Raw genomic sequence first — 17,006 nt, 5'->3', positions numbered from 1 at the left:
GTGAGGTTGAGTGTGAAGACGATCATGCTGGTCACCCTCACCCTTCCCGTCACTTTGTGACGGGCCCCTTCCCTCTCCCGCTGGGAGAGGGAAAAGCCGGGCCGCGCATCAGCCGAGCGACACGGACTGCCCCGCGAGAAGCGGAGCATAGGCGGCGAGCCTGCGGGATATGAACTCAGTGAAGAGCCGCACGCGTTTCGTCTTGCGTGTCTCCCCCTGAGTGAGCAGCCAGAGCGTTCCGTACAGGTGCAGGTCGGTGCCCGGGACCCTCACCAACAAGGGGTCGGCATCTCCGACGAAGCACGGCAATGTCGTGATGCCCACTCCTTGCCGGACAGCGACGAGCTGAGCCTCGGCGTCATTGGCCCTGAATGGCGCCCCGGTGGTGCGAACCTCACCCTCGCTGGCCCAATCCGGAATTCCGTGCATGCTTATGACGATCCACCGGATGGGATCCGGCGCACCCGCACGCCGTGTGGCCAGTCGATCGCGGGATATGTAGACGCCGCCGAACAGCTCCGACCCCTTCAGGCCGTGCAGATTGAGCGGCAGGGTCTTGCGGTCGTACACGACCCGAATTGCGACATCGGCTTCTCGGTTGGTCAGATTCGCCAGCTCGCCGGACGACTGGATTTCAATCTCGATGTCCGGATGCAGGCGCGCGAAATCGGCGAGGTCGGGCATGAGCAAATGTGTCGCGAGGGGCGGCGGCAAAGTCACGCGCAAAAGGCCGCGCACGCTCTGGTCGCGCCCGAAGACGCGCGTCTCCAGCTGGAGCGACGACGCTTCCATCTGGTCCGCGAGTTCGACGACCTCCTCCCCCGCAGCCGTCAGACGGTAGCCCGAAGGGAGCTTTTCGAACATCTGTGCGCCGAGGCGTTCCTCGAGCTGGGCAATGCGTCGCAGTACTGTCGCGTGGTTGACCCCGAGGCGCTCGGCGGCAGCCCGCACTGAGCCTCCGCGCGCGACGGCGAGAAAGTAGCGAACGTCATCCCAGTCGATCATGGTGCAATCCCGCACCGCACGGTGCGTCCTTCCAAAGCCAGTATTCACCGCATCTTACAGTAATAGGGCTGGCCCTTACAGCTTCTGTCGATGAGCGCGGTTCCGCTCCGGACGGCGGACGTCGATGGTCGCGGCCGGGATCGATCGCCCAGCCGGATCGTTTTTGCACCACCGATGTGCGCGCTTCGGCACTCAAAGCCTGACTCCGGCAGACCCATGTTGAGCTCCCTGGGGGCGACCCCGAACAACCAAGGCAGAGCCTGGAAGGAGACATCATGGGAAAGCTTGAAGGTAAGATTGCAGTCATCACGGGTGGGTCGAGCGGCATGGCGCTCGCGAGCGCCAAGCGGTTCGTTGAAGAAGGCGCTTATGTTTTCATCACGGGCCGGAGGCAGGAGGCGCTGGACGAGGCGATCAAGCTGATCGGCCGGAACGTGACCGGCGTGCGCGGCGACGCAGCCAATCTCGACGACCTCGACCGCCTGTTTGATACGGTCAGGCGGGAAAAGGGCAAGATCGACATCCTGTACGCGAGCGCCGGCATGGGTGAAGCTGTCCCGCTGGGCGAAATTACCGAGCAGCACTTCGATGCGGCGTTCAACCTGAATGCGCGCGGCACGCTGTTCACGGTCCAAAAGGCTCTACCGCTATTCAACGATGGCGGATCGATCTTCATGACCGGGTCAGTTGCCTCGATCAAAGGCTTTCCTGGTTACAGCGTCTACGCGGCGAGCAAGGCGACGCTGCACGCCTTCGCACGCGGCTGGCTGAACGAACTCAAGGGTAGAAACATCCGGGTGAACGTGTTGCACCCGGGGCCGATCGCCACACCGATGCAGGACGAGGTCCTCACCGAGGAGGCGAAGCAGATGTTCGAATCCCTCATCCCGCGGGGAAAGATGGGACGGCCTGAGGAAATTGCGGCGGCCGCGCTGTTTCTTGCTTCAGACGATTCAAGCTTCGTGAATGGGATGGCCTTGTCTGTCGATGGCGGCTTCTCGGCGATCTGAAATCGCACCGGATCGCGGGGAGCGGCTGACTCAATATCAACACAGATTGGAGAACTATCATGAGCTACGCGATTGTAGGATTCGGCAATATTGGCCGGGCCCTCGCCAAGGCATTTGCCCGCAAAGGCCTGGAAGTATCCGTTGCAACCACGCGCGATCCGGCAAGCTTTGCATCCGATGCGGCCGCGATCGGACCCGAGGCCGTTCCCGCAACACTGGCGGAAGCCGTCGAGGCGGACATCATCTTTTTGGCGGTTCGTTTCGAGGCGCATCCGGATGTCGCGAAGGCGCTTCCCAACTGGCAGGGGAAAACCATCGTCGATGTGACCAATGCTTACGGCGTGTCGCCTCAGGACCTGGGCGGACAGCCTTCTTCCAGCTTCGTTGCGCAGGCCTTTACCGGTGCAAGCCTGGTCAGGGGCTTCAACCATCTGGTCGCTGCCACCCTTGCCGGGGATCCGGCCGTGCATGGTGGCAGGAGAGTCGTGTTCCTCGCGAGCGACGATGACGCTGCCGCGGCAGAGGTTGGTACGCTCGCGGAGAATCTCGGCTTCGCGCCGATCAAGCTTGGCGGGCTTTCGGAAGGCGGGCTGCTTGTGCAGGCGCGCGGAAATAGCTGGGGTCGCCTGATCTTCAACGACCTCGTCAAGTTCGACTGACGGCCATGACGGTCCCACCGGGAGGGGCATGACGCACAGGATCGGGTCGAGCGCGACCCGATCCCCGGGGGGAATGGAGAATTCCCATGAGTATCGAAAAGAACATCCAGACCGTGAAGGACTTCTTCGCCGCGATCGGCAGCGGCGACAGGGAACGTCTGCTGGCGCTGGTCGCCGAAGATATCGAATGGATCATCCCGGGCGAGGACTGGCCGCTGGCCGGAACCCGCCACGGTCATGCCGGGCTGGCGGATCTGCTCGAGACGGCATCCAGAACGATAGAAACGTCCACTGAACCCCGGGAGTTCGTAGCGCAGGGAGACCGGGTCCTGGTCATCGGCTTCGCGACCGGGAGGATCAAAGCCACGAACAAGACGTTCGAGGACGACTGGATCTTCGCCATCACGGTCCGCGACGGCAAGCTGACGAACATCCGGGAATATGTCGACACGCAGGCGCTGGCGCGCGCCTCCGCCATGTCAGAGCCCGAAAATGCAGAAAATCTGCCCCAAGACGGCAGCGATCTGCGCGCTTCATGATGCCGCTCGTCGCACGTCTGTCATAACGGAGGCCCCAATGTACGACCAATCCAAACAATCCGAGTTGATCCGGTTCGCAGGGGTCGATGCAGGCTCCACCGTCATCGACGTTTACCCAGGCGAAGGCGACTGGACCCGCCTCTTCTCCGATATCGTGGGACCTGAAGGCCGGGTCTACAGCTTCGTCCCGGCCGAAGTCGCCCACTTCAAAAACGACCCAGTCGGCCAGATGGAGACGCTTGCCAAGGAGTCGGGCCGAGAGAATGTCGAAGTCGTCTCGGCGGATTTGGTGGCGATGCCGGAGGTCGTGCAACCAGCGGACATGCTGTGGCTGCACCTGTTCTACCATGATCTCCACACCGCGCTGATGCAGGCCAGGGGTGCGACGGCGGCGCAGTTCAATCGCGCTGTCTATGAGCGGCTGAAGCCCGGCGGGTCCTATGTCATCGTGGATCATGCCGCCGCGGCGGGCGCGGGCACGAACGACGCTCAGTCGCTGCACCGGATTGACCCCGCTTCCGCTCGCGAGGAGGTGGAGGCGGCGGGCTTCGTGCTGGAAGCGGCAAGCAGCCTGCTCGCGAACCAGGACGATCCGCACTCAGCCAAGGTGTTCGACCCTTCGATCAAGGGCAAGACCGATCGCTTCGCCTATCGGTTCGTCAGGCCCTGACACCATGCCAAACCTGATCGCGAATGACTCCGGCTTAGCCGTTCGCGCGGTTCATCGTGCTGCGGACCAGCCGATGCACCAGCCCGGGCAGGCCGCGATAGCTCGCCTTGTGATAGGGCGATTGCTCGTCAACCGCTGCCAGCAGCCGGCGATGCGCCTCGCCCAGCGCGTGATAGGGCACGCTCGGAACCAGATGGTGCAGCGCGTGATAGCGCAAGCCCACGGGAGCCCAGAGCATCGGCAACAGCCCGGGTGGCGGCACGTTGACTGAGTCCAGATATTGCGCAGTGACCGTCATCGCCTCGCCCTCATTCTCCCAGAGATGGGCGACGAGAGTCCGGATCTGGTTGATGACCGCGACGCCCGAGACAATCGCGAGGAAGATCAGGAAGGCGCGGAGCGGCACGATGCCGGTCGCCACGGCGGTGAGCAGCGTGATCGCCCACAGGCTCGCCGCCGCCTCCTGCCAGTGCCAGATCGCCTTGAACGCGCCCTCAGGCGGACGCCGGCGGAAGCTGGGGTTGATCGCGAGGCCCGAATAGCGCTCCACGACCCAGGTCCGTAGGCCCGGAAACACCAGTGAGAGTGGCGCCAGAATGGCGAACCGGACGAGCACCGCGATCGGCGCGAGCAGCGAAGTGAGCACGAACAGCGGCACCGTCCAGGGCTTCATCAGCGCAAGCGGCAGATATTCGGGGTCTTCGCTCGTGCCATAGCGCGTGCGTGCATGATGAAGATTGTGGACCCCCTCATACATAAAGGAAGGCACCATCAGCGGAATACCGACAAGCATGTTCCAGCCGAACCGGAACCAGGGCAGCGAGCTGTGCTTCATATGAGTCAGCTCGTGAGTGAAACTGCCGGCCCGATAAAGCGCGAGGATCGCGACCATAGCGGCGGCGATCGCCAAGCCGATGGAGCCGGCGGTGATCGCGATCGCCAGCGCCGCATATCCGATCAGCGCAGAGGCGAGGAAGTCGGCCCAGTAGATCAATGGCCGCGGCGCGTGGAGATCGCGGGTGATCTCGGCAGCGATCTTCAGCATGACGCGATCATCGGCCACGCGCCCCACACGGGCGGCGGCAACCGCCTTGGGGGTTACGGCTTCCGGCTGCGCAGCGGTGTCGCGCCGATCGAGAGCTAGGGGGGTGTTCATTGCCCGGTCCATTGCCGGAACATAGTGGCAGCATGGTGGCGATACCAGTGACGGGCGCTCCCGGCTTGACCTACCAGGCTCACAGATTGTGAGGGCGCCTTTCTTCCCCTCTCCTTTTCAGGAGAGGGGCAAGCTGCGCAGCAGCGCGGGGTGAGGTTGAGGGCGAGGACCGTGCTGGTCACCCTCACCCTTCCCATCGCTTCGCGATGGGCCCCTTCCCTCTCCCGCTGGGAGAGGGAGAAGCAGTAATCCGCCGACTTGTGTGAACGCCGCTCCGCGCTTGACAGGAAGGCGTGCAGGCGGGAGTGCGCTGTCTTCCGGGACAGGCACCTGAACGAGGCGACATCATCTTGGCTAGCGCATCTCCACTTTCGATCCGCCCGATCAGCAGCAAGGCCGATCGCAAGAAATTCATCGACCTCCCCTTCCGGCTCTACAAGGACGATCCGAACTGGGTGCCGCCGCTGAAGGGCGAAGCGCTGGGGCTGATCACGCCCGAGAAGAATGGCTGGTTCAGCCATGCCGAAGCGCAGCTGTTTCTCGCCGAGCGCGGCGGTCGGGTTGTCGGCCGGATCTCGGCGCATATCGACACGCTTGCACTGACCATGCCGGCCGAACAGGGTTTCGGCCCAGGTTGCGGCCAGTTCGGCCTGTTCGATGCCGAGGACGAGAATACCGCCAAGGCGTTGATCAACGCGGCCGAGGGCTGGCTCCGCAACAAGGGCATGACGCGCGTGCTCGGGCCGATCAGCATGTCGATCTGGGAAGAACCAGGCCTGCTGATCCAGGGCTATGATCATTCGCCGACGATCATGATGGGCCATGCCAAGCCCGAATATCGCGGCTGGATCGAGGGCGCGGGCTATTCACCGGCCAAGACGCTTTATACCTATGATCTGGATATCACGCAGGAATTCCCGCCGATCGTGAAGCGGATCATCGAATCGGGCGAGAAGAATCCCCGCATCCGGATCCGCGAAGTCGACAAGTCGAAATTCGATGAGGAAGCCGCGATCATCCTCGCGATCCTCAATGATGCCTGGGCGGACAATTGGGGCTTTGTGCCGCTGACGCCGCCCGAAATCGCCGATGTCGGGGTCAAGCTGAAGCCGATCGTGTTCAACGACCTGATCCGTATCGCCGAGCTCGACGGCAAGCCGGTCGCCTTCATGATCACGCTCCCCGATCTCAATGAGGTGATCAAGCCGCTGAACGGCAATCTCCTCCCGTTCGGCTGGGCCAAGCTGTTGCTGTGGCTGCGCAAACCCAAGGCGCGGACGATGCGGGTGCCGCTGATGGGCGTACTCAAGGAATTGCAGGCGTCGCGCATGGCGGGCCAACTGGCCTTCATGATGATCGAATATATCCGCCGCGCCGCGATCGCGAAATATGGCTCGACGCGCGGCGAGATCGGCTGGGTTCTCGACGACAATCAGGGAATGAATGCCATCGCCGAGACGATCAAGAGCAAGATCAACAAGACCTACGAGATCTACCAGAAGGCGCTGTGAGGCAGGGCGGCCCGTGGCGGCAATGCGCCACAGGCCGCCTGCTCATGCGGCGCTCATTTTTCGAGCGGGTCAAACCCCTGGTTCAGCCACTCTTTCCGAGTGTGACAGACCTTCTTCGCAATATGCGATCCGGTTGGCGTGTCGACCACGCAATATTTCGTCGCATCCCCGACAGCCGACGTCGCAGCGGCTTCGGCCCTTTCGGCCTTCGGAGCGCCAGCGGGATCGGGTGTTGCCGCCATGACGGGGCTGGTGGCAGCCATACAGAACGCGGCTACGACGCCCATCAGAATTGGCTTTGACATGAGTTCCTCCACAGTGAAGCGAAACCGATACCCGGCCCGCCCCTGTGTTACTGCATTAGTCATGCCAAACACTGAATCGGCTATTTTACAGCAGCTTAAAGGAATTTCTCTTCCGACAGGTGTCCGCAGAAGTGACCGATATCGGGCAATTTACGCTAATGTTCGGTACGCCGCACCGCCGACGGGAGTCAGAATCGGCGCGATACGCCCACATAGAGTTCGGCATCCGGCGCGTCGTGATTCAGCCCCGCAACTGCGCCCATATCGAGCTGCAGATTATCTTTCGGCATCCATGCGAACGAAGTGGACTCAAGCGCCTGCCATGTCTTGCCCGACGGATCGGCGTCGCGGAGCGCCTGGAACTCGACCGTCATGCTCACCTTCTTGCTGAGCGCGACGCCTAGGCCGATCGTGCCGCTGGCGGCGAAGTGCCGGCCATTGCCGTCCTGATCCACCGCTGCGTCGACCTCAGGCGTGAATTGCAGGCTGAAAATGTCGTTGAGGGCATAGTCGACCGGCGCGACGACACCCCCTCCCCAGTCGCCAGCGCCGAGCGGGCTGCGGCCGATGGGGAGAGTTACGAAGGGCTGGATCGCGGCCGAAAGCCCGCTGCCGTCGGGGTGGTGAAGGTTGACCTTGAAGCCGAGCATCGCATCACCGACCGTGCCGGCACTGTCGGCCGTGCCACCGATCCTGTCGCGGGTGCGGACATGGCCATAGGGCGTCCAGCCGATCTGCGCCTCGACATTGTCGGTGAGGCCGATCCGTATCAGCGTGTCGCCGATCAGCACGGTATCGGTCCGCTGGCTTGAGTCCTGTTCAAGGGTCCAGTCGGCAATGCCGGTCTCCACCGAGACGCGGCCAGGCGCCATCGTACAGGCGGGAGTATCTAGTCCGGGCCGGGCGGGACAATAATTGCGCTCCTCGGCATGGGCCGGCGCCGCGACGATCAGCAGGAGCCCGGCAGCCAACCCAAACCGCATTGCTGTTCCCCTTCAGGGTGCCCTAGCGCAGCCGAACCCAGGTCGGCGCGTGGTCGCTCGCCTTTTCGCGCGCGCGATAGTCCTTGTCGACGCCGGCATCGGCGAGGCGATCGGCGGCGAGCGGGCTGAGCAGCAGGTGATCGATGCGGAAACCCGCGTCTCGCTGCCATGCGCCGGCCTGATAATCCCAGAATGTCCAGACGCCGCCCTTGGGGTGGCGCGTGCGCAGCGCGTCAGTCCAGCCCTGCGCGACCAATGCGCGGAAGCCGGCGCGGCTCTCGGGCTGCATCAGCGCGTCATTCGCCATGGCGCGGACCGAGAAAGTGTCGTCATCATTGGGGATGACGTTGTAGTCGCCCGCCAGCACGACCTGTTTTTCCTCGGCGAGCAGAGCGCGGGCGCGGTCGGCAAGGCGATCGATCCATTTGAGCTTGTAATCGAATTTTGGGCCCGGCTGCGGATTGCCGTTCGGCAGATAGATCGAGGCGATGACCACGCCGTTCACCTCGGCCTCGAGATAGCGGCTGTGCTCGTCCTCGGGATCACCGGCGAGCCCGCGGTGGCGCTCGATCGGATCAGTGCCTTTCGCGAGGACGGCGACGCCGTTGAAGCCCTTTTGCCCGTGCCAGACCGCACCATAGCCTGCGGCGCGGATATCGGCCTCGGGGAAGGTCTCGTCGCTCGATTTCAGCTCCTGAAGGCACACCACATCGGGCGCCTGTTCGGCGAGATACTCCAGCAGGCGCGGCAGGCGCGCCTTGATACCGTTGACGTTGTAGCTGACGATTTTCAAGGGAGGGATCAGACCGAGAAGCTGGAGCCGCAGCCGCAGCCCGACGCGGCATTGGGATTTGTCACCTTGAAGGCGGCGCCGCCTAGGTCCTCGACATAATCGACCGCCGAGCCGCGAACGAGATCGAGGCTGATTGAATCGACTACGAGGGTGACGCCGGCATTCTCGGCGACGGTATCGTCGGCCTCGATCGCATCGGCAAATCCGAATTTATATTGGAAGCCTGAGCAGCCGCCGCCATCGACCGAGAGGCGAAGGATCGCCGGCTTGCCCTGTTTGCTCGCAATCGCCGCAACGCGCGCTGCGGCGGAATCGGTGAGCTGGATTTCTGGAGCGGTTACGGTTGCCATAGGGCTGAGATAGGCGGTCGCGGGTGGAACGGCAACCGGGTGGGTGACGACCCTCCCCCAAGGCTGATGGACAATCAGGCTGCGCCTTAGCTCCTCTCCTTTGGGAGAGGATACGAAGACTTGAGAGCGAAGCGATCTAGTCGAAGTTGGTGAGGGGCTCGGGGAGCTATCGAGAGCGCGGAACCCCTCACCAAGTTTCGCTAGGCAGCAAGCTGCCAAGCTTCACTATCCTCTCCCAAAGGAGAGGATGAGGTTGCGCTGTCTAAACGTCGATCGGCTCAATCCGCTGCCGGGCCACCCACCGCAGCCGGTGTCGCCTTCAGCGCGCGATCCTGCACGGCGAGGAGATAATCGGCGGTCTGGAGGAAGGGCACCGGGTTCACGGCATGGCCGTCGATGCGGACTTCATAATGAAGGTGCGGGCCGGTCGAGCGGCCAGTCGAGCCCATCAGTGCGATCAGCTGGCCGCGATGGACGCGGGTGAAGGGGGCGACCAGGATCTTGGAGAGATGGCCGTAACGGGTCTGGATGCCCTTGCCGTGATTGATTTCGACCATGTTGCCATAGCCGCCAGCACGCTCGGCGCGATCGATGATGCCGTCTGCGGTCGCGTAAATCGGCGTGCCGACGGGGCCGGGGATATCGACGCCGGCGTGCATCGCGGCGGTGCCGCGGAACGGATCGGAGCGGACGCCGTAATTGCTGGTGAAGGCAAGATGCTCGACCGGGAAGGCCGAAGGAATGGCGATCACGCCCTGCTCGAGCGAATCCAGTTTCTTCCAGGTCATGAACAGCGAGCGGAACTGCATGTCGGCGCGCAGATCAGCCTCGGCCTCGACGCTGTCGGCGGCTTCGAACGGCCCGCCCATCGCAACGACCTGCGGCGCGAAGCGCTCGGGCGTGAGGCCAAGGCTCCGGACATGGGCCGCGGCGGTCGCGTAACGCTGCTCGGCAGCCTGGCGGGCCTTCACTGCCATGCTGAGCTGACGCCGCTCGATCTGCTTGAGCGGGGCAACGACATCGGCGGCGAGCTTGTCGGCGGCGGGGCTGACGGTCGGCACTGCCATGGATAGCTTGCGCGGATCGGCCTTGCCGGAGATGACGGCGGCGATCAGCGCCTGGTTATGTTCGACGCGGGCGGCATGAGCTTTTGCTGCCTGCTTGATGGTTTCGACATCGGCCTGCATCGCGGCGACCTTCGCCTGCATCTGCGCGACCTTGGCTTCGGGCGAAAGGGGCGCCCCGACAACACCGCTGAGCGCAACCGCGCCGACCGCTGCCTGGGCGACGCCATAAGCCGAGAAACACAGGGTAACCGCGGCGACGCCGGCCATCAGGGCCTGGGTGCGTCCTGCAATGCTGAAGCGGCGAAGATCACGCCCGTCGTGAAAAATGAAGTCCCGGGTGGTGAATTGCGTCTTCAGCCGCGACAACATCTGCGCGCTCGACGCGATCGAAATCTTGTTCATTGAACCCCGACGATTAATCTCGCGATTGCCGGAAAAACCGGCTCTCGCCCCAAAATCGTCCGGGTCGAAGCCCCTCCCCGCTCCGGACATGTCGCAATTGACCTAGTTTTTCACACCGCAGCAAGAGCCGCGTAATATTCTCGCGTCAAACCGGCTGAGTCACGCGCTGAGTCGTTGAATGGCGGCTTAATCAGCCCGCGATGATAGGTGGAGACCAGAGACCGCCAGTGTGATTCGGCGGCGAATCCCTTGGCGGAACAGGCAAATTCGAACCATTTGGTGCCGGCGCGGACATGCCGGATCTCATCCGTGAAGATGCGCGACAGGATGCGCGCGCTCGTTTCATCCTGCGCCGATGTGAAGCGCGCGATTGTCTCGGGCGTCACGTCGAGGCCGCGCGCCTCGAGCACCATCGGCACGACCGCGAGCCGCGCGAGCGGATCATGCGCGGTGGCCATCGCCGATTCCCACAGCCCGTCATGCGCCGGCATTGCGCCGTAGTGGCTGCCGAGCGTTTTCAGCCGCCGATCGAGCAGCGCGAAATGCATCGCTTCGTCGGCACCGACCGAAATCCAGTCATCGACAAAGTCGCGCGGGAACTCGCCGCCGAACCGCCCGGCCATGTCGAAGGCGAGGTCGATCGCGACGAACTCGATATGGGCGAGCGCATGCAGGAGGGCGATCCTGCCGCGCTCCGACCCGCCCTTGCCGCGCCGGGGCATCCGGCTGGGCGCGAGCAATTCTGGCGTGGCGGGCCGGGCCGGGCGATCGGGCATCGCTGTGTCGAAGCGGTGGTCGAACGCGCCCCGACGCCAGCCCCGCGCGGTTTCGCGTGCGGCGCGGACCTTGGCCGACGGATCAGCCGTTTCCAGCACCCGGCATATGGCGGCGGCGATGCAGGCGATCAGCCGAGCTCCTTGAGCGCCTCGAGCACATCGATCACATGGCCCGGCACGCGGACCTTGCGCCAGACGCGGACAAGCGTGCCTTGGGCATCGAACAGATAGGTCGAGCGATCGATGCCCATATAGGTCTTGCCGTAGAGCGATTTCTGCACCCAGACGCCGAACGCATCCATTGCCTCGTTCTTATCGTCGGTCGCGAGCGGCACGGTCAGATCATATTTGTCGATGAATTTCTGGTGCTTGATTGGCGTATCGCGCGACACGCCGAGGACCTCGGCACCCTGGGCACGAAATTCGCCGAGCAGCCGGCTGAAATCCTGCGCCTCGCGGGTGCAGCCCGAGGTATCATCCTTGGGGTAAAAATAGAGGATGAAAGGCTTGCCGAGATAGTCCCGCAGGTTGAGCTTGCCGCCATTCGGCGTGCTCAGCTCAATGTCCGGAAGCTTCCCACCTTCGTCGATCGCCGCCACCGCCATCATCCGTCTCCCCGGCTTTCCGCCACCATTGCCCAAAAGTCCGAAACCTCCTGCCGGGTCGCTGCAAAGGACGCAACCACCGCATCCCAGTCGCTGACCCCGAGGGCGCGGGCGATCAGCGCGCGTGTCGCCGCCGCGGGCGGCTGCGCGTCCGGCGCGACAAGGCGGAGCGTGACGAGCAGGCGCGTGAGGAAATCATGCGCAGCGGAAAGGCCGGCCGGCGCGAGGCCAAGCGCCTCCAGTTCCGTGATCGCCGCGCCGAGATGGGGCGTGAAACCAGCGCGGTGAGTCAGCTGAACGACGTGGACCGCGAATTCGAGATCGACGAGGGCGCCGGGGGAAAGCTTGGCATCGAGCGGCCCTTTGGGCGGTTTGTGCGCGGCCATTTCGGCGCGCATGGTGATGGCATCGGCGACCACGTCACGCTCGGGCCTGTCACCGCGAAGCACGCTATCGATTACCGCCTGGGTCGCCTCGCGCGCCGGAGCCGAGCCGAACACCGGCCTCGCGCGGGTGAGCGCCATATGCTCCCAGGTCCAGGCGTCTTCATGCTGGTAACGGGCGAAGCCATCGAGCGACACGACGAGCGGACCCTGGGTGCCTGACGGCCTGAGCCTTGTGTCGATCTCGTAGAGCGGGCCGGAAGCCGTAGCGACTGACAGCGCACCACTCACACGCTGCGCAAGGCGATTGTAGTAAAGCACTGCTCCCAATGGCTTCTCACCATTCGATTCAGCGCTGTAATCGCCGGTGAACAGATAGACGAGATCGAGATCGGAGGCATGGGTCAGCGCGCCGCCGCCCATCCGGCCAAGCGCGAGGATGACCAGCTCGCTGTCGGGCACGACGCCATATTTCGCGGTGAATTCCGCCACGGTCGCCGCGGCGAGCACGCCGATCGCTGCCTCGGCGACGCGCGCATAGCCGGCCGATACCTCGAGGGGATCGCCAACGCCGGCGACGATCTGGGTACCGAGCGCGAACCGTTTTTCACCAACCACGCGCCGCACGTGATCGAGCTGAGCCTGATAATCGCCGCCGGGCTCGGTCATTTCCGCCATCAAGCGGTCGACTGGCCCGACCGGATCGAGCGCAGTCGCGTCGATCAGGCCGTCGAACAGTTCGGGCCGGCGGCCCAGGGCCTCGGCGAGCGTCGGCGTATGGCTGAGGATCGCGCCGAGCAGTCGCGCGAGCGCCGGCCGTGCCTCGAGCAGGCGGAAGAAGTTGATCGCGCTCGGCAGCCTGGCGAGCATCACGTCGAGCCGGACCAATGCGCCCTGCGGATCGGGCGCCGCGCCGAGCGCTTCGATCAGGCCGGGCAGAACCGCCTCGAGCGCTTCGCGCGCCGCGGGGCTGCGGAGCGCCGGATAGCTGCCGCCGCGCCATTGCTCGATCCGCCGCGCCGCCGTTTCATGCTCGGCAAAACCCGCCTCGGCGAGCTGCTGCTCGAGATGCGCCGGGTCGTGTGACAGGCTTCCCTCGTCTTCGGGATCGAGCGCGTCATAGCTGCGCGCGGTCGCCTCGACATGCGGGCGCAACAGATCGAGCAGAAGCTGGCCGTTCTCCAGGCCATGAAGCCGCGCGACGCCGTCGAGCGCCGCGCCTGACGGCAGATGATGGGTCTGGCGATCCTCGACCATCTGCACACGGTGCTCGATCGTGCGGAACTGCACATAGGCCGCGGTCATAGCCTCGGCTTCGTCGTGCCGGATCCAGCCCGCCTCGGCGAGCCGCGCCAGCGCGTCGCGGGTGGCCGGCGCGCGCACCGATGCATCGCGCCCGCCGTGGATCAGCTGGTGGATCTGGGCGAAGAATTCGATCTCGCGAATGCCACCGCGCCCGCGCTTGAGATCGAAGCCCGGCCCGAAGGCCTGGCCCTGCGCATGATGATCGCGGATGCGACGCGAAATGCCCCTGATCTCACCGATCGCGCCGAAATCGAGCGCGCGGCGCCAGATAAAGGGGCGGATCGTCTCGAGGAAACGCTCCCCGAGCGCGATATCGCCAGCCGCGGCCCGGGCACGGATAAAGGCCGCCCGCTCCCAGGGCAGGGCAAGCGATTCATAATAAGAGATCGCCGCATCGACCGGCAGCACGATCGCGGTGGCTTCGGGTGAGGGGCGCAGGCGAAGATCGACGCGCAGCACATAGCCGTCACCGTCGCGCGCCTGGAGGATCTCGACGACCCGCCGGCCGATGCGCACCGCTGCCTCGTCGGGCGCCTCGCGCGGGCGGCAGGGCAAGAGCGCCGGATCGAAGATCAGGATCGGATCGATGTCCGACGAGTAATTGAGTTCATGGCTGCCCTGCTTGCCGAGCGCTATTGCGGCGAACCCCAGAGGTTCGGCATCGGGCGTGCGTTCGGCGATCGCGGTGACGATCGCTGTGTGAAGCGCACGGTCGGCGAACGCTGAGAGAGCACCGGTAACCGCGGTGAGATCATAGGCGCCGGCGAGATCGCCGATTGCGACGAGCAGCGCCAGGCGGCGCCTTTCAAGCCGAAGCCGGCGCATGACCGGCATGGCGCCATCGTCGATCGGCACCTCGTCCAGCGACGGCAACAGTCCCGCTTCGAGCCTTGCGGCCAGCATCGGTTCGCGATCGAGAACCACGCCAAGAAAGGGCGAATCAGCGCGTGCGCGTCGAACCGCGTCCGTAATCATCTGCCTGGAATAAGTGTCTGTCATGCAACTCGTGGATTATCTTGCCAATTCGTTCGAGGTGGCAAGCAACAAATATGTTGCTCAAGTGTTCTTCCTTCATGTCGATGTCCAGCGCCACCTCCAGAGATCAAACGCCGAGCAACGGTTATGTCGTCACCGGCCCGCGCAAGAGCGACCCGATCGGTGGCGCGCTCCGCGCTGCGTTCGCGCATCAGGACAACGCAACGGATGACTTCTCTGCCCTGTTGGCGCGGATCGACACGGCCGATCGCGCGATCGGGAATTGCTGACTCGTTACTGGCCGTTCGGCCGGCAGTTGCCGATCAATCGCCGCGATCGCGGCTGAGATCTTCGACCTCGCCCATGATCGTGTCGAGTGCGGTCATGCCGGGTTCGTTGGTGTGGGTGCGCCGCGATGGGAGCGAATTGTCGTTCATGATCGTCTCGAGCGCGACTCGCCCGCGTGCGACCCGGCTCTTGATCGTCCCGACCGCGACGCCGCAGATCTCAGCTGCCTCTTCATAGGCGAAGCCGCCCGCGCCGACGAGGATCAGCGCCTCGCGCTGCGGCTGTGGCAGATGCAGAAGTGCGCGCTGCATATCGCCGAGTTCGACGTGACGATCCTGGCTCGCAGGTGCCGCCAGCAGGCGGTCAGCGACAAGATCGTCCCACTCGCCCTTGAAGCGCGCCCGGCGCATCTGCGACAGATAGAGATTGCGCAGGATGATGAAGGTCCAGGCGCGCATGTTGGTGCCGGCCTGGAAGCGCAACCGCGCCGCCCATGCCTTCATCAGCGTCTCCTGGACGAGATCGTCGGCGAGATCGCGGCTGCCCGAGATCGACCGGCCGAAAGCGCGCAGATGCGGGATCACCGCGGCGAGCTGAGCCTTGAACTCGGAATCGGACAGGGCGACATGCTCTACCGGCTCGATAGGCAATTCGTCGTCGTCAGTCTCGATGGCGTCAGTCATGAACATCCGTTTCGTCGTCCGAATTCACAGACATAGGGACAGGATCGGGCAATTACATCGCCCGATTTCAAGCAGGTGGCGGATCAGCGATAGAGCAGGAACGCAAAGACCAGGATCACCAGCACCAGCGAGATTCCCAGGATATAACGCGTCATATGGGGTGTCGCGCCGCTCCGGGCATCCTCGCCGGTGACATGAGTGCGTTCGTTTGAGTCAACCATCAGACAATAACCCCCGACTATCGTTTTGGGTCCGTACCAGATGGAACTCCAATGCCGGGGGCGCGGCAAAGTTCCCGATCAGGCGACTGGAACCGTCGCCTGATCGAAGAACAGTGCCTGGCTGATCGCCGCCTTCACGGTCGAGCGTTGGAAAGGCTTGGTGATCAGGAACGTCGGCTCAGGCCGTTCGCCGGTCAACAGGCGTTCCGGGAAGGCAGTGATGAAAATCACCGGCACCTGGAATTCGGCAAGGATGTCCTTCACGGCATCGATGCCCGAACTGTCGTCAGCCAGCTGGATATCGGCAAGGACGAGGCCGGGGCGATCGTCCATGGCGAGCGCGACCGCTTCGTCGCGGGTGACTGCCACGCCGGTCACGTCATGGCCGAGATCGCGCACGATCGTCTCGATATCCATGGCGATGATCGGCTCGTCCTCGATAATCAGGACGCGGGCACGGGTCTGCTTCTCGATCTCGGCAAGCGCCTCGGCGACGAGCGCCTCGACCTCACTCGGCTCAACCTCGATCAGATAGGCGGTGTCCTCAGGGGTGAAGCCCTCCATCGCCGTCAGCAGCAAGGCCTGGCGCGAAAGCGGAGTCATGCGGGCGAGACGCGCGCGCGCGATCGATTCCTGGGTGAACCCCTCATGTGCAGCCGCGTTTTCAGGAGTCTCATCATAATTGGTCGAAGCCCAGATCGCCTGGAACATTCGGTAGAGGCCAAGTCGCGGGTCAACGTCGCGTGGGAATTCCGCAGGGGCCGCGACGATCGCCTCGAGCGTGGCGCGAACATAGCGATCACCATGTGCCTGGGTGCCGGTCAGAGCACGGCCGTAGCGGCGGAGAAAGGGAAGATGTGGGGCAAGCTGCTGTCCAAGCGACATGGCTGTCGGGGTCTCCTCCGTGGGCGCGCCGAAAGGTTCGACGCAGATAGGTTCAATGGGGGACCTTGTGGAAGCGCCCCCCTGCCTTTGCAACGCGTTTTAAGGCCCATTACACTTGTCGGGCTTTTTCGCGTCGTGCATGGAACAAACGAAGCGATGTTTTGTTTCATGCAGTCGTCGTGGAATATATGTACGGCTTACCTGACCGGTGTCTCGGGAGGGTTCTTTCGATTTGCCCGGCCAGTTCCGGAAGCTCAGGGGGACGATTTTTGCGTTCGGGCGACGATTCTTTGAAAAAGCCGCAGGCCGCTCGCGCAGCCAAGGTCCAGAGCAAGGACCGCGATATGGGGGCCGCGCTGCGTTCCGTGTATCAGAAGACGGTTGACGAGACAGTTCCGCCCGAAATGCTGGACCTTCTCGGCAAGCTTAACTGAC

The 17,006-nt window shown here is 63.9% G+C and carries 20 protein-coding genes; 7 read left to right on the top strand and 13 right to left on the bottom strand.

From position 1 onward, the window contains the following. Positions 1 to 108 precede the first annotated feature (108 nt). Positions 109 to 1,005 (bottom strand): LysR family transcriptional regulator, encoded by an 897-nt coding sequence (locus tag AC1DVS_RS13010; protein ID WP_478023599.1) that lies wholly within the window; start codon positions 1,003 to 1,005, stop codon positions 109 to 111. 275 nt (positions 1,006 to 1,280) lie between these two features. Between AC1DVS_RS13010 and AC1DVS_RS13005 the strand changes: the two genes are divergently transcribed. From AC1DVS_RS13005 to AC1DVS_RS12990, 4 genes are all read left to right on the top strand, one after another. After that, positions 1,281 to 2,015 carry an SDR family NAD(P)-dependent oxidoreductase gene (locus AC1DVS_RS13005; protein ID WP_478023597.1) on the top strand — a complete coding sequence of 245 codons (735 nt, stop codon included), beginning with the start codon at positions 1,281 to 1,283 and terminating at the stop codon, positions 2,013 to 2,015. Positions 2,016 to 2,074: 59 nt separating this feature from the next. Further along, entirely contained in the window at positions 2,075 to 2,674 is a 600-nt protein-coding gene (locus AC1DVS_RS13000) for an NADPH-dependent F420 reductase (RefSeq protein ID WP_478023595.1), read from the top strand. An 86-nt stretch (positions 2,675 to 2,760) separates the two neighbouring features. Further along, the gene (locus tag AC1DVS_RS12995) at positions 2,761 to 3,213 is read left to right on the top strand and encodes a nuclear transport factor 2 family protein (protein ID WP_478023593.1); all 453 of its coding nucleotides are present in this window, start codon (positions 2,761 to 2,763) and stop codon (positions 3,211 to 3,213) included. A gap of 37 nt (positions 3,214 to 3,250) precedes the next feature. Beyond that, positions 3,251 to 3,883: a class I SAM-dependent methyltransferase gene (locus AC1DVS_RS12990; protein ID WP_478023591.1), complete on the top strand. Its 633-nt coding sequence runs from the start codon at positions 3,251 to 3,253 to the stop codon at positions 3,881 to 3,883. Between the two features lie 34 nt (positions 3,884 to 3,917). Here the strand turns inward: AC1DVS_RS12990 and AC1DVS_RS12985 are convergent, their stop codons facing one another. After that, entirely contained in the window at positions 3,918 to 5,039 is a 1,122-nt protein-coding gene (locus AC1DVS_RS12985) for a fatty acid desaturase family protein (protein WP_478023589.1), read from the bottom strand. Positions 5,040 to 5,389: 350 nt separating this feature from the next. On the opposite strand from AC1DVS_RS12985, the gene AC1DVS_RS12980 reads away from it, so the two are divergent. Next, positions 5,390 to 6,550, top strand: a complete 1,161-nt coding sequence (locus AC1DVS_RS12980; RefSeq protein WP_478023588.1) for an N-acetyltransferase — start codon at positions 5,390 to 5,392, stop codon at positions 6,548 to 6,550. Positions 6,551 to 6,603: 53 nt separating this feature from the next. On the opposite strand, the gene AC1DVS_RS12975 is transcribed toward AC1DVS_RS12980, so the two are convergent. The 8 genes from AC1DVS_RS12975 to AC1DVS_RS12940 all read right to left on the bottom strand — a co-directional run bounded on the left by AC1DVS_RS12975 (position 6,604) and on the right by AC1DVS_RS12940 (position 14,518). Beyond that, complete coding sequence (locus AC1DVS_RS12975) at positions 6,604 to 6,918, bottom strand: hypothetical protein (protein WP_478023586.1); 315 nt, start codon at positions 6,916 to 6,918, stop codon at positions 6,604 to 6,606. A 125-nt stretch (positions 6,919 to 7,043) separates the two neighbouring features. Further along, on the bottom strand, positions 7,044 to 7,838 hold the full coding sequence (locus tag AC1DVS_RS12970) for a transporter (protein ID WP_478023584.1): 795 nt from the start codon (positions 7,836 to 7,838) through the stop codon (positions 7,044 to 7,046). 22 nt (positions 7,839 to 7,860) lie between these two features. Then, a complete protein-coding gene (xth, locus tag AC1DVS_RS12965; RefSeq protein WP_478023582.1) occupies positions 7,861 to 8,631 on the bottom strand; it encodes an exodeoxyribonuclease III in 771 nt (256 codons plus the stop codon). Between the two features lie 8 nt (positions 8,632 to 8,639). Beyond that, positions 8,640 to 8,981 (bottom strand): iron-sulfur cluster insertion protein ErpA, encoded by a 342-nt coding sequence (gene erpA, locus AC1DVS_RS12960; RefSeq protein ID WP_478023580.1) that lies wholly within the window; start codon positions 8,979 to 8,981, stop codon positions 8,640 to 8,642. 278 nt (positions 8,982 to 9,259) lie between these two features. Beyond that, positions 9,260 to 10,450 (bottom strand): peptidoglycan DD-metalloendopeptidase family protein, encoded by a 1,191-nt coding sequence (locus tag AC1DVS_RS12955; protein WP_478023578.1) that lies wholly within the window; start codon positions 10,448 to 10,450, stop codon positions 9,260 to 9,262. 110 nt (positions 10,451 to 10,560) lie between these two features. Further along, positions 10,561 to 11,325, bottom strand: coding sequence for a ferritin-like domain-containing protein (locus AC1DVS_RS12950; RefSeq protein WP_478023577.1), 765 nt, complete (start codon positions 11,323 to 11,325; stop codon positions 10,561 to 10,563). Positions 11,326 to 11,354: 29 nt separating this feature from the next. Beyond that, the gene (locus tag AC1DVS_RS12945) at positions 11,355 to 11,825 is read right to left on the bottom strand and encodes a peroxiredoxin (RefSeq protein WP_478023752.1); all 471 of its coding nucleotides are present in this window, start codon (positions 11,823 to 11,825) and stop codon (positions 11,355 to 11,357) included. A 5-nt stretch (positions 11,826 to 11,830) separates the two neighbouring features. After that, the gene (locus tag AC1DVS_RS12940) at positions 11,831 to 14,518 is read right to left on the bottom strand and encodes a [protein-PII] uridylyltransferase family protein (protein WP_478023575.1); all 2,688 of its coding nucleotides are present in this window, start codon (positions 14,516 to 14,518) and stop codon (positions 11,831 to 11,833) included. Positions 14,519 to 14,592: 74 nt separating this feature from the next. Between AC1DVS_RS12940 and AC1DVS_RS12935 the strand changes: the two genes are divergently transcribed. Next, a complete protein-coding gene (locus AC1DVS_RS12935; protein WP_478023573.1) occupies positions 14,593 to 14,784 on the top strand; it encodes a hypothetical protein in 192 nt (63 codons plus the stop codon). A gap of 33 nt (positions 14,785 to 14,817) precedes the next feature. Here the strand turns inward: AC1DVS_RS12935 and AC1DVS_RS12930 are convergent, their stop codons facing one another. The 3 genes from AC1DVS_RS12930 to AC1DVS_RS12920 all read right to left on the bottom strand — a co-directional run bounded on the left by AC1DVS_RS12930 (position 14,818) and on the right by AC1DVS_RS12920 (position 16,571). After that, positions 14,818 to 15,465 carry a sigma-70 family RNA polymerase sigma factor gene (locus tag AC1DVS_RS12930; protein WP_478023572.1) on the bottom strand — a complete coding sequence of 216 codons (648 nt, stop codon included), beginning with the start codon at positions 15,463 to 15,465 and terminating at the stop codon, positions 14,818 to 14,820. A gap of 83 nt (positions 15,466 to 15,548) precedes the next feature. After that, positions 15,549 to 15,686, bottom strand: coding sequence for a hypothetical protein (locus tag AC1DVS_RS12925; RefSeq protein WP_478023570.1), 138 nt, complete (start codon positions 15,684 to 15,686; stop codon positions 15,549 to 15,551). A gap of 78 nt (positions 15,687 to 15,764) precedes the next feature. Further along, positions 15,765 to 16,571, bottom strand: a complete 807-nt coding sequence (locus AC1DVS_RS12920) for a response regulator (protein WP_478023568.1) — start codon at positions 16,569 to 16,571, stop codon at positions 15,765 to 15,767. 269 nt (positions 16,572 to 16,840) lie between these two features. Between AC1DVS_RS12920 and AC1DVS_RS12915 the strand changes: the two genes are divergently transcribed. Next, positions 16,841 to 17,005, top strand: a complete 165-nt coding sequence (locus AC1DVS_RS12915; protein ID WP_478023567.1) for a NepR family anti-sigma factor — start codon at positions 16,841 to 16,843, stop codon at positions 17,003 to 17,005. Position 17,006: the final 1 nt, after the last annotated feature.

It is taken from the genome of Sphingomonas sp. P3_C5 (genome assembly GCF_056402635.1).
Note: the sequence above shows the minus strand (reverse complement) of the source record. Positions and strands in the feature narration are given on the sequence as shown.